This window comes from Chamaesiphon sp. OTE_8_metabat_110 (assembly GCF_031382685.1).
Taxonomy (GTDB): Bacteria; Cyanobacteriota; Cyanobacteriia; order Cyanobacteriales; family Chamaesiphonaceae; genus Chamaesiphon.
Map to the genome: position 1 here is coordinate 1 of NZ_JANMZA010000565.1, position 11552 is coordinate 11552.

Sequence of the window (11552 nt, forward strand, 5' to 3'; positions counted from 1 at the left end):
GACGACTGTGGGTTTGCAAGTGGATGATTTTCTGATGCAAGCTTTACCGGAGTTGATTCAATCGGACTTCACCGCTGGAATGGAAACTCAACTTGATGCGATCTCGAAGGGTCAGCAAGAATGGCAAAGTTATCTGATTGAGTGGAACCGGAGCTATTTTGCGCCAGCTTTAAGTAAGGCGACTCTGAATCTACCAGAACAGGACTATGGATCGTTCCAGGGTAAGGAACTGGAGAAATCGCGCTCAAAATGTCCGACTTGCAGCAAGCCAATGTCTAAAGTACCGACCAAAAAGGTGAAGAAGGGCTATTTTCTCAAGTGTGAAGATGGATGTAAAGATTCAGAGGGTAAAGGGTTAGTGATGTTTTGGTCAGATCGATCGAGTGAATGGCAGATTCCACAACCTAAAACCGAGCAGTCATCGCCAGCGAAACTTACCGAACATCCTTGTCCGGTTTGCCAAAAGCCGCTAGAAGAATATAGCTACAATAAGGATGGGCAATCCAAGTCGATGCTAAGGTGTTCGGATGCAGCAGCTCGAACCAAGCCCAAACACCAAGATGTTGCCTATTTTCGCGGCAAAGAGGGGGCGTGGTGGAGTCCGAAATTGGGTAATCTTGGTACAAATGTGGCTTCCTGACAGGCTTGAATGGATGGTAGATAATGAGCGATTACCTACGGTAGGCTTCGCCAACGGACAGATTCAAAACTCAAAAATTGGCGGATAAATTATCGAGATCGAACTGAGTGTTATGATTCTCAACAAGCGGCTATAGTTGCAGCAGATCTAATTATATCTAGCTGTGAAAGTGGATTTACCCTCGGAAATTATCCCCAATGCCCAACTTCAAACGCCCGATCGGGTTGGCGCCTGCAAATAACAAAGTTTTAATTATAAATAACTATTTTAAAGCTTAACTGGTGGATCTTGAGTGGTGAAATTTGGATGAATCTTACATACTGAATGTATGGTAAAAAAACTGTAATTAATCATTCATTAACTAAAATAAACGGAGCATCCGAACTAGATCCAGACTGAGAAACTTTTAGCCCAATATCTATTAGGAGTCACAACATGAGTACGATCGCGACCAAAGACGGTACACAGATTTACTACAAAGATTGGGGTTCGGGACAGCCTGTTGTTTTTAGCCACGGCTGGCCCTTGAACGCGGATGCCTGGGAATCGCAAATGTTGTTCCTCGCCGATCGCGGCTACCGCTGCATCGCACACGATCGTCGCGGGCATGGACGGTCGAGCCAACCTTGGCATGGCAATAACATGGACACTTATGCTGACGATCTGGCGGAACTCCTTGAGCATCTCGACCTCAATAACGCCACACTAGTCGGACACTCCACTGGCGGCGGTGAAGTAGCACGCTATATCGGTCGCCACGGCGCAGCACGAGTCGCCAAAGCCGCACTAATCTCCTCCGTGCCGCCACTAATGCTCAAGACAGAGCGCAATCCCGACGGACTGCCAATCGAGGTGTTCGATGGGATTCGCATGGGTTCTCTAGCGAATCGAGCGCAGCTCTATCAGGACATTGCCAGTGGGCCGTTTTTTGGCTTCAACCGTCCGAGTGCAAAAATCTCGCAGGGCGCAATCGACTCGTTCTGGTTCCAGGGGATGCAAGCCGGACACAAAAACACCTTCGATTGCATCAAGGCTTTCTCTGAAACCGACCTCACAGAGGATCTCAAAAAAATGGACGTGCCAACACTAATCGTTCATGGCGACGATGACCAGATCGTACCGATTAAAGCTGCTGCGATCGCTGCCGCGAAACTAGTCAAGAATGCCACCCTAAAAATCTATCCTGGCGCACCTCACGGACTGCCTGACACCCATAAAGATCTCCTCAATGCCGATCTGCGGTCGTTTCTCAAGGACTGACCCTACCAACAGGATATCGAGCGAGCGGATTACGTTTGAGATGGAGAGCGATCGCTTTGCTTGGATTCAAGTAGCACGCGGGATCGTGACGCTCAATGGTGAGTCACTGCGAGAGGGCGATGGCGTACAAATCAACAGTCCAGAACGGCTAGAATTGACGACCGATGCCAGTGCTGAAATCTTGTTGTTTGACCTCGCCTAAAACACACTCTTAGTAAGGAGTAAACAATCGATCGAGCGACTATGCTGCCCAACCGTTTGAACAACAGGTGAAGGATGTAGTTGTGAGTTTTTGAATAAGATGCAGAGATCATGAATTTTTGAAAGCTAGGAGCAATTCTCCAAGGAGAGGCTATGCCAACGATTTTGTACGGAGCAGATCCGAAAGACAAGCATCCGATGAAGGGGTTTTCGCAAATCTGCTTCATTCAGAACACGGTTTCAAATCCCAATATCATTGTTGGGGATTACACGTATTATGACGATCCAGAAGATTCAGAAAATTTCGAGCGAAATGTTTTGTACCATTTCCCGTTCATCGGTGATAAATTAATCATCGGCAAGTTCTGTGCTTTGGCAAGAGATATTAAGTTCATCATGAATGGTGCCAATCACAAGTTGGATGGGTTTTCGACTTATCCGTTTCAAATTTTCGGCAACGGTTGGGAGAAAGTAACCCCTCAAACTGGAGAACTGCCATACAAAGGCGATACGACGATCGGTAACGATGTGTGGATTGGCTATGAAGCGGTCATGATGCCAGGGTTGCAGGTGGGAGACGGAGCCATCATTGCAGCAAAGTCAGTTGTTGTAGGCGATGTTTTACCTTATACAATTGTTGGCGGTAATCCAGCCAAGTGCATCCGCCAACGGTTTGATGATGAGACGATCCAAGCATTGCTTAAAGTTGCTTGGTGGAATTGGGAGATCGAGAAAATTACGCGAAATCTGGAGCAGATTGTAGCGGCAGATCTTGAGACTCTGATGAATTGTGAGTAGCAGTGCAGTAGCACAAATCTGTTGGCGCGGCGAGCAAAGTCTTTTCGCTTTTAGGTGTTGTTTATCGCCACTCAACAGACCCGATAAGTAGGGCAAAGTAATCGAAAAACATCCAACTTTTCAACTCTCGAACTTGACGTTTACATGACGGTAACAACTCACATGGAGATTCGTACTATGACGACTACCACTCACCTATCCTCTACCGATCGCTGGCTTCCCCTACCGCTTGCCGCTTGGCAAGACACTTATGAAACGCTGCATCTGTGGACGCAAATCATTGGCAAAATTCGCGTCGCGTTAGCACCCAAAATGAATCACTGGTGGCATTCAACGCTATATGTCACACCACGCGGGCTGACGACTGGGACGATGCCCGATGGTTCCCGTAGCTTTGAGATCGCCTTTGACTTCTTACAACATCAACTCCTAATTGAAACGAGCGATGGCATAGTGCGAACGATCGCCCTCGCTCCTTGCTCTGTGGCTGCTTTCTATCGAGCCGTGATGAGTACCTTAAAAGACATGGGCATCGAAGTCCGGATCTGGACGATGCCGCAGGAAATAGCTGACCCTATTCCCTTTGAGCAAGACGAGCAACATGCGGCTTACGATGCAGAATCTGCCCAACGGTTTTGGCAAATTCTGATGCAAGCCGATCGTCTGCTGACCGACTTCCGCGCCCGCTATGCTGGCAAGTGTAGTCCAGTCCATTTCTTCTGGGGCAGCTTTGACCTAGCAGTGACGCGCTTTTCGGGACGACGTGCGCCCGAACATCCGGGTGGAGTGCCCCACATGGCAGATTGGGTGACGCGAGAAGCCTATTCGTATGAGGTAAGCAGTTGTGGTTTTTGGTTTGGCGGTGGCTCGATTGAAGCCTCGTTCTACGCTTACGCCTATCCGGCACCAGGGGGCTTCAAAGATTATCCGATCCAACCGCCAGCAGCCTTTTACAGCCCAGACATGCAGGAATTCATGCTGCCTTATGAAGCAGTACGGCAAGCTGACGATCCAGAGGCAATGGTAATGGCATTCCTGCAAAGCACTTACGAGGCAGCAGCTAACTTAGCGCATTGGGATCGGGCCTCATTAGATTACCAACCAGTTGTTAAGGGCTAACCTGACGAGGTTATGTCGCCAATTAGAGTGGCGATTGCATAAAAAGCCATAGAAGTCATCAAATTCAAAGTTCGGCAGCGATCGCCCTGTCTGGCTTCATCCCACTCTACTTCGACTCAAATCAGGAGCCTTCTTCATGAACCTACTTAATTAACTATTGAAGATTTGTGTGCTGAAGCAGCTAAATTTGCTGAAATAGAATCTTTATCAGTTGGGAGCCAGATCGGCTGGTAGTTACCCGCGATCGCAATTAACTACCGATAGTGTGTTTGCGACGATCGCCTGAGAAATCCTGTGATAATACCATCAATGCAGGCATGACAGTAGGGGTGAGGATGGTAGAAAATGCTAACCCACCAGTTAAAGCAATCCCTAAACCCTGATACAATTCCGATCCCTGTCTGGGAAAGATTGCTAGGGAAATTACCCCAAAAATGCTCGTACCTGCGGACATAAAAATCGGTCGCAATCGATCGCGCGTTACATTGTAGAGGGATTCGGATTTGGGATCTTTCGATCGCGTAGCGTCCGCTGTCTTGAAAAGGTGCCCTGCTCAAACTTCCAGCTAATTTCTCGACCCAACTGCGGCAGCACAAAATTCACACAGCGATGTTCATCGATCGCGGCTGGACTGTTCGGTATCCCTGCGCGTTCCAAATAGCTAGGAGCTGCACAGGTGATTGGATAAGCCGTCCCCAAGACCTGCATTGCCAAACGGCTATCGCTACCTAACCCCACTCGTACCGTCGCATCAATGCCTTCTTCAATCAAGTCACTCATGCGATCGCTAAATGAAACATTGAAGATTAAGTCGGGATACAGATCTGCCAATGTGGCTAGTCTTGGGGCAATATACATCTTCCCCAAAGCGATCGAAAAATTAAGCCGGAGGGTGCCTTTAGGTTGGGATTGCGACTGCTTGACTTCTAGTTCGATCGCCTCTAGATCGTCCAAAATCTGCTGGCACCGCCGATAGAATATCGTTCCATCCTCCGTTAGAGTCAAGCTCCGTGTCGTCCGTTGCAAGAGCCGAATGCCTAAGTCATCCTCCAACCGCGCCACCGCCCGACTCACTGCCGACGGCGACATGCTCAACTGGCGTGCTGCTTCAGAAAAGCTTTGGTATTGAGCCGATCGTAGGAAAATAATCAGACTCTTGAGCTTATCCATCTTTGCGTTTTTTGCATAACTGATTTGAATCTTAACCCCTTTTTCTCAGCTAGAACAAAGAATATATTGGGTACATCAAGTAATTCACCCAACCGGAGTTTAGTTATGACTACGATCGCCCTCATCACTGGTGCCAACAAAGGTATTGGTCTGGAAACAGCCCGTCAACTGGCCGCCAAAGGCATTCACGTCATCATCGGTGCCCGCGATGCTGCCAAAGGCGAAGCCGCTGCTCAAACATTGCAGGCAGAAGGATACAAAGCAGATTTTATTCCCCTCGAAGTCAGCAATGAAGCTAGTGTGAAACAAGCGGCGCAGACTGTGACCGATCGCTATGGCAAACTCGACATCTTAGTCAACAACGCGGGCATTCACCCCGAATTTGCTCAAGGCGTTTTTAGCTTTGAACAGATGTCTTTAGAACTGTTGATGCAAGTCTATCAAACTAACTTCTTCGGCCCTTTTCTGGTCACGCGGGAGTTCTTACCACTACTGGGCAAATCCGAAGCTGGTCGGATTGTGAACACCTCATCTTCGGCTGGTTCCCTCACCGACCAATCGAATCCAGAGTCGCCTTACTATGGTGTGAACACCGCTGGCTACAATTCATCCAAAACTTCCCTCAACGCTCTGACTGTTCAATTAGCCAAACAGCTTACTGGCACCAATATCAAGGTCAACTCTGCTTGTCCGGGCTGGGTACAGACTGATATGGGAAGTGCAGCGGCACCACGTACCGTCCAACAAGGCGCAGGCATCATCATCAAACTGGCGACCTTACCCAACGATGGCCCCAATGGTGGATTCTTCAATGAAGCTGGCGCGATCGGTTGGTAGAGGCTAAAAACATGGATTTATTTACACCCATCCAAGTCGGTGCCACTCAATTAAAAAATCGGATTGTGATGGCACCAATGACCAGATCGCGTGCTGATGCCGATCGATCGCCCAATTCCTTAATGGCTGAATACTATAGCCAGAGAGCTGCCGCAGGCTTAATTATTGCGGAAGCAACCCAAATTTCTGAGCAAGCCGCAGGTGCCATTAATACACCTGGCATCCATACAGCCCAACACATCCAAGGTTGGCGACTCGTCACTGATGCTGTCCATGCCCAAGGCAGTAAAATCTTCCTTCAACTCTGGCACACAGGCCGCGCTTCTCACCCAGACTTCCAACCAAATGGTGCAATTCCTGTCTCAGCTTCGGCAGTTACACCCGCTGGCGAAATCCACACCCCCAGCGGTAAGAAATCTTTCGTTCGACCCCGTGCTCTAGAACTGGATGAAATTCCCGCGATCGTTCAAACCTATGCTGAAGCGACCAAACGCGCTCAAGCCGCTGGGTTTGATGGGGTGGAAATCCATGCAGCCAATGGATATTTAATCGACCAATTTCTGCGGGATGGTGTAAATCAGCGCACCGATGCCTATGGTGGTAGTATCGACAATCGGCTGAGGTTGTTGTTGGAGGTGACAGAATCAGTCGTCAATGCTTGGAGTGTCGATGCTCCAGGGGAGCGGCTAGGCCAACGGGTAGGCGTTCGCCTGTCTCCGAAAAATCCCTATTTGGATATGCGCGATAGCGATCCTAATTCATTATTTACTGCTGCTGCGAGTGCCTTAAATCAGTTTAACTTAGCCTATCTCCATGTGGCTGAAGGTGTGCCAGGACAATTCCTAGCAGGTGAAGATGAACCTGCTACACCGCTGATGCGCGATGTCTATCAAGGATTATTAATCGCCAATGGGGGCTATGATTTTAACCAAGGCACCACCGCAGTTACTAGTGGTGAGGTAGATCTAATTGCTTATGGGATGCCCTTTCTTGCCAATCCCGATTTACCAGAGCGGTTTCGATCGGGTGCTAGATTAAATCCCCCGAACCCTCTCACTATATACGCTCAAGGTGCAGCAGGCTACACCGACTATCCTTTTTTGGCGGTAACAATATGAACAACAAACGCGCTTTAGTTACAGGTGGTAATCGCGGCATTGGTTTTGCAATTGCTCAAGGTCTACTGGCTCAAGGTTACGAAGTGATTATTACGGCTCGATCGATCGACTCGGCTAGCAAAGCTGCTGAAAAGTTAAGCGAAAAAGCAATTTCATTGGAACTGGATGTGAGTGACGATCGATCTATCGATCGGGCAATTGCAGTTTTAACCCAGCAAATAGATCGACTGGATGTTTTGATTAATAACGCCGGAATTTACCCTGACAAACAAGTTGATAGCCTCACCATCTCTCGCGAATTGCTCAATACGGCAATGCAGACCAATACCTTTGGTGTAATTCAGATGGTGCAAGCCTGTCTACCACTGCTTGAAAAATCTGCCGATGCCAGAATAATCAATGTTTCTAGCGGGATGGGTGCACTCGATAGTTTAACTACAACGGCAACTAGCTACAGTTTATCAAAACTGGCATTAAATGGTGCAACGGTGATGTTATCGCAGTCTCTGAAAGCTAAGAATATCGTCATCAATGCCATGTGTCCAGGCTGGGTGAGAACTGATATGGGTGGAGCATCGGCAGATCGATCTCCTGAGCAGGGTGCTGATACGGCAATTTGGTTAGCAACTGAGGCATCTCATAGTGAGACTGGAAAGTTTTGGCGCGATCGTAAAGTCATTTCCTTCTAGGTGCATCGATCTTAATCAGTAGACAAACTGGAATCAGCCGTTACATAACAATCCGCTTGCACACCGACCGGATCGAGGCTATCAGTTGGATCGAGGAATCACTGACGGCGGGTGAAGTGGGGCGTTATAACGAAGCTAGTAATCTTGGATCGACCATCAATCCAATTTATAAAACCCACTAACTACCAATAATGTGTTTGCGACGATCGCCTGAGAAGTCCTGTAATAATGCCATCAATGCCGGAACTACCGTGGGAGTAAGGATCGTGGAAAATGCTAACCCACCAGTGAGCGCAATCCCCAGCCCTTGATACAACTCCGATCCCTGTCCGGGAAAGATTGCTAGCGGTACTATCCCCAAGATGCTCGTACCTGCGGACATAAAGATCGGTCTCAAGCGATCTCGCGTTGCATTGTAGACGGATTCGGATTTGGGATCTTTCGTTCGCATAGCGGACGCTACGCGAACGGGAGATCCCGACCCTCATCTACTAACAGTTATTACAAACAATCTCGAAATCAAGCCACCATTCTCCAGGATATTTAGGCAGAATAAATTCACTAACGAGTTATGCTACTGGATGGTTTTTCATAATCATCAAGCTATCTTTTAGCCGCTCCAGTCCACTAACCAAAGATCCACAGACATCTCGAACGATCCGTACTCATCCGATCTGGAAGAATACAACCCATCATTTACAATTGAGTGAGACGGAATATTATCCTTTGAACTTAGACTGAGGCTTTTTTATGTTAAATGTGACGGTTGACGAAATTCAGCGCGATCCCTCAAAATATTTGCGTCAAGTGGAGGCAGGTGAAACTTTTGTCATTCTTCAAGCAGATAAAGCGATCGCTGAACTTAGACCTATTTCGTTAAGTGGTAAGCAGTTACGACCGTTTGGTCTGTGTGCTGGTGAGTTCACCGTCCCTGAAGATTTTGATGAACCCTTGCCAGAAGAAATTTTGAGCGCGTTTGAAGGCAAATGAGAATTTTGCTAGATACACATATTTTTTTGTGGTTCATCAGTGGCGATAGTCAGTTACCCACTGCTGTTCGGGATGCGATTCGCGATCTGTGACAATGAGGTTTATTTAAGTGCAATTTCGGTCTGGGAAGCAATTGTCAAATACCAGTTGGGCAAATTACCTCTGCCAGAGCATCCCGAAACATATTTACCCAAGCAGCGCGATCTACATCAAATTGCCAGTCTTGCTCTTGATGAAAGCAGTGTGATGCAATTGGCTAAATTGCCCCCATTACATCGCGATCCATTTGACAGAATGCTTATTTGTCAAGCCTTGCAAAACGATCTCACAATTGCGACAGTAGATTCAGCCGTTCGTGCTTACCCAGTCAGCGTAATGTAGCGACGCAGCCCAACAACGCTGTTGCAGTAGACTGCCAAAACTCACTGATATGGAGGCGAAGGATGTTTGCAGCCTCTGAACAGCAACGTTATAACGAAGCTAGTAATCTTCGATCGACCATCAATCCAATTTATAAAATCCACTAACTACCAATAATATGTTTGCAACGATCGCCTGAAAAATCCTGCAATAATGCGATCGATGCGGGAACTACAGTAGGGGTGAGGATGGTGGAGAATGCTAACCCAGCAGCGATCGCAATTCCCAGCCCTCGATCGAATGCCGATCGCTGTCAGGGAAAGATTGCTAGCGGTACTATGCCTAAGATGCTCGTACCTACGGACATAAAAATCGATCGCAATCGATCGCGAGTTGCATTGTAGACGGATTCGGATTTGGGATCTTTCGTTCGCGTAGCGTCCGCTATGCGGAATCGATTCCGCACAGCGAAAAGTGCGGGAACAGGGCTTTGCCCAAGTGGAGCACCTTTTCAAGACAGCGGACGCTACGCGAACGGTAGATCCCAAGCTTAATCTACTAAAAGTTATTACAATCAATCTCGAAATCGATCTACCAGTCTCCAGGGTGATTATACTGAATTTATTCTGCCTAAATACCCAAATCGGGGCTATTAGGTGGAAATTTGTCCATCTAATTACCCCAAATGGGGGTATGAGACTGATGCTGTCAGTCTAAATAATAGTTAGCCTACTGTAGGCTACATTGTTTTGGAAGAACTTATAATTATCAACATGAATGACCACAGCGTATGGCGGATTTCGTTGGCTCACAAAATCGCTCCTGCTTTCACTGCTAACCCCGCAGTCGAAGCATGTTTTGTATTTGGCTCGGCGGCATTAGGGATTTCAGACCAGTATTCCGATCTTGAATTAGCCTTTGTCTGGTCACACCTGCCGTCCGCCGAAGAGTTGCAAGCCACAGCACAAAGTGTTGGTGTCAAAGGCTGGGAAATTGAGCCGTATGGGGAAGCAAAGCAGAGATGGTTAGAGCAGTTTTACATGCACGGCATGAAAGTCGAAGCGGGTCATTGGACACGCGAGATGATAGACAACCTTGTGATTGATGTTGTTGAGCGTTACGATGTGTCGCAATACGAACTTGTGTTTGAGAAACAAGCGATCGCATTTCATCTTCAACGCGCAGTGGTTCTTCAAGGCGAAGACATCATTAAACAGTGGCAAACTCAGCTTTCTCCTTATCCTGAAGAACTTGCAGTTGCGATGGTTCAAAAGCATCTGAATTTCCGCCCGTTTGATGGTCAACACATCTTGACCGATCGCCTTGAGATTCCGATGCTATACGAGAACAAATGCGCCATTGTGCGAAGGCTGCTCAACATCCTATTCGGGCTGAACCGCATTTATCATCCCGGCTTCAAGTGGACACGCTACTGGGCTGAAGAAATGAGCATCAAACCGTCTAGTTTTTTCAATCGACTAGAGCGTGTTTTTCAAGCTGAAGCTGTAAGCGGAATTCATGAGCTACGCCAACTGGTTGAGGAAGTTCTCGATCTTGTGGAAAGAACCTTACCACAAGTCGATCTCAAGCAGCAGCGCGAGATATTCGATCGGACTTACCCCAGGTGGGAGTTGCCAGTCGATGACTAAACTTCAAGCTCTCAGTAAACAGGCTAACAATCCCAATGCACCGGAACAAGGTCAAGTGATTGGTGAGTTGCAAAGGTTTCTGTTTCCGGTGATTGGGGTTGTTAGAAGGAAGCTAGTAATCTCGGAGCGTTGGCGTAGCCTACCGTAGGTAATCGCCAATCCAATTTATAAAATCCACTAACTACCGATCGGGTGTTTGCGACGATCGCCTGAGAAATCTTGTAATAATGCCATCAATGCCGGAACTACCGTGGGTGTGAGGATGGTGGAAAATGCTAACCCACCAGTCAGCGCAATTCCCAGCCCTTGATACAACTCCGATCCCTGTCCGGGAAATAATGCTAGCGGCACTATTCCCAAGATGCTCGTACCTGCGGACATAAAAATCGGTCGCAATCGATCGCGTGTAGCATTGTAGAGGGATTCGTCGTACTTTTGCCCTTCCGCTTGAAGCTGGAGTACTCGCTCGACGATCAAGATCGCATTATTGACGACCACCCCAGTCAAAATCAAGAATCCCAGTCCCGTAATCATATCCAAGGGCACGATGACCCCAGGAATCCAATTAGCAACCACCAGACTCAATAGTGCGCCAGTCAATCCCATCGGTACGGTTGCCATAATCACCAGCGGATACAGGAACGATCGATATAGAGCCACCAGCAGTAAGTAGGTAATAATTACCGAGAACGCAAAAGCCGCAGCGAGTTGACTGACGGTT

At 47.8% G+C, this 11552-nt stretch carries 12 protein-coding genes and 4 pseudogenes; 11 read left to right on the forward strand and 5 right to left on the reverse strand.

Annotation, left to right across the window (positions count from 1 at the left end; genetic code table 11):
- The 5 genes and pseudogenes from RMO52_RS20385 to RMO52_RS20405 all read left to right on the forward strand — a co-directional run.
- Positions 1 to 640, forward strand: a pseudogene (locus tag RMO52_RS20385) (DNA topoisomerase I); the annotation flags it as partial.
- 435 nt (positions 641 to 1075) lie between these two features.
- Positions 1076 to 1900, forward strand: a complete 825-nt coding sequence (locus tag RMO52_RS20390; RefSeq protein WP_310417909.1) for an alpha/beta hydrolase — start codon at positions 1076 to 1078, stop codon at positions 1898 to 1900.
- The gene (locus RMO52_RS20395; RefSeq protein ID WP_310417912.1) at positions 1869 to 2102 is read left to right on the forward strand and encodes a hypothetical protein; all 234 of its coding nucleotides are present in this window, start codon (positions 1869 to 1871) and stop codon (positions 2100 to 2102) included. The genes RMO52_RS20390 and RMO52_RS20395 overlap by 32 nt, the downstream gene beginning before the upstream one ends.
- A gap of 152 nt (positions 2103 to 2254) precedes the next feature.
- Positions 2255 to 2899 (forward strand): Vat family streptogramin A O-acetyltransferase, encoded by a 645-nt coding sequence (locus tag RMO52_RS20400; protein WP_396135065.1) that lies wholly within the window; start codon positions 2255 to 2257, stop codon positions 2897 to 2899.
- Between the two features lie 177 nt (positions 2900 to 3076).
- A complete protein-coding gene (locus tag RMO52_RS20405) occupies positions 3077 to 4018 on the forward strand; it encodes a DUF5996 family protein (RefSeq protein WP_310417914.1) in 942 nt (313 codons plus the stop codon).
- Positions 4019 to 4268: 250 nt separating this feature from the next.
- Here RMO52_RS20405 and RMO52_RS20410 read toward each other — a convergent pair.
- Positions 4269 to 4514 (reverse strand): annotated as a pseudogene (locus tag RMO52_RS20410) (efflux RND transporter permease subunit); the annotation flags it as partial.
- Positions 4499 to 5188: a LysR family transcriptional regulator gene (locus RMO52_RS20415; RefSeq protein WP_310417920.1), complete on the reverse strand. Its 690-nt coding sequence runs from the start codon at positions 5186 to 5188 to the stop codon at positions 4499 to 4501. The pseudogene RMO52_RS20410 and the gene RMO52_RS20415, both read right to left, overlap by 16 nt.
- A gap of 105 nt (positions 5189 to 5293) precedes the next feature.
- Between RMO52_RS20415 and RMO52_RS20420 the strand changes: the two genes are divergently transcribed.
- The 3 genes from RMO52_RS20420 to RMO52_RS20430 are packed head-to-tail and all read left to right on the forward strand — an operon-like array spanning position 5294 to position 7832.
- Entirely contained in the window at positions 5294 to 6025 is a 732-nt protein-coding gene (locus RMO52_RS20420) for an SDR family oxidoreductase (RefSeq protein ID WP_310417923.1), read from the forward strand.
- 11 nt (positions 6026 to 6036) lie between these two features.
- Positions 6037 to 7143, forward strand: coding sequence for an alkene reductase (locus tag RMO52_RS20425; protein ID WP_310417926.1), 1107 nt, complete (start codon positions 6037 to 6039; stop codon positions 7141 to 7143).
- Positions 7140 to 7832 carry an SDR family oxidoreductase gene (locus RMO52_RS20430; protein ID WP_310417929.1) on the forward strand — a complete coding sequence of 231 codons (693 nt, stop codon included), beginning with the start codon at positions 7140 to 7142 and terminating at the stop codon, positions 7830 to 7832. The genes RMO52_RS20425 and RMO52_RS20430 overlap by 4 nt, the downstream gene beginning before the upstream one ends.
- A gap of 178 nt (positions 7833 to 8010) precedes the next feature.
- On the opposite strand, the gene RMO52_RS20435 is transcribed toward RMO52_RS20430, so the two are convergent.
- On the reverse strand, positions 8011 to 8283 hold the full coding sequence (locus RMO52_RS20435) for an efflux RND transporter permease subunit (RefSeq protein ID WP_310417930.1): 273 nt from the start codon (positions 8281 to 8283) through the stop codon (positions 8011 to 8013).
- A 299-nt stretch (positions 8284 to 8582) separates the two neighbouring features.
- Between RMO52_RS20435 and RMO52_RS20440 the strand changes: the two genes are divergently transcribed.
- Both RMO52_RS20440 and RMO52_RS20445 read left to right on the forward strand, forming a co-directional pair.
- Entirely contained in the window at positions 8583 to 8822 is a 240-nt protein-coding gene (locus RMO52_RS20440) for a type II toxin-antitoxin system Phd/YefM family antitoxin (RefSeq protein WP_310417934.1), read from the forward strand.
- Positions 8819 to 9203 (forward strand): annotated as a pseudogene (locus tag RMO52_RS20445) (type II toxin-antitoxin system VapC family toxin). The gene RMO52_RS20440 and the pseudogene RMO52_RS20445 overlap by 4 nt, the downstream one beginning before the upstream one ends.
- Before the next feature lie 142 nt (positions 9204 to 9345).
- Here the strand turns inward: RMO52_RS20445 and RMO52_RS24850 are convergent.
- Positions 9346 to 9591 (reverse strand): annotated as a pseudogene (locus tag RMO52_RS24850) (efflux RND transporter permease subunit); the annotation flags it as partial.
- Positions 9592 to 9955: 364 nt separating this feature from the next.
- On the opposite strand from RMO52_RS24850, the gene RMO52_RS20455 reads away from it, so the two are divergent.
- On the forward strand, positions 9956 to 10831 hold the full coding sequence (locus RMO52_RS20455) for a DUF4037 domain-containing protein (protein WP_310417943.1): 876 nt from the start codon (positions 9956 to 9958) through the stop codon (positions 10829 to 10831).
- 177 nt (positions 10832 to 11008) lie between these two features.
- Here the strand turns inward: RMO52_RS20455 and RMO52_RS20460 are convergent.
- Positions 11009 to 11552 (reverse strand): efflux RND transporter permease subunit (locus tag RMO52_RS20460; protein WP_310417946.1); only part of this gene is annotated, 544 nt, incomplete at its 5' end.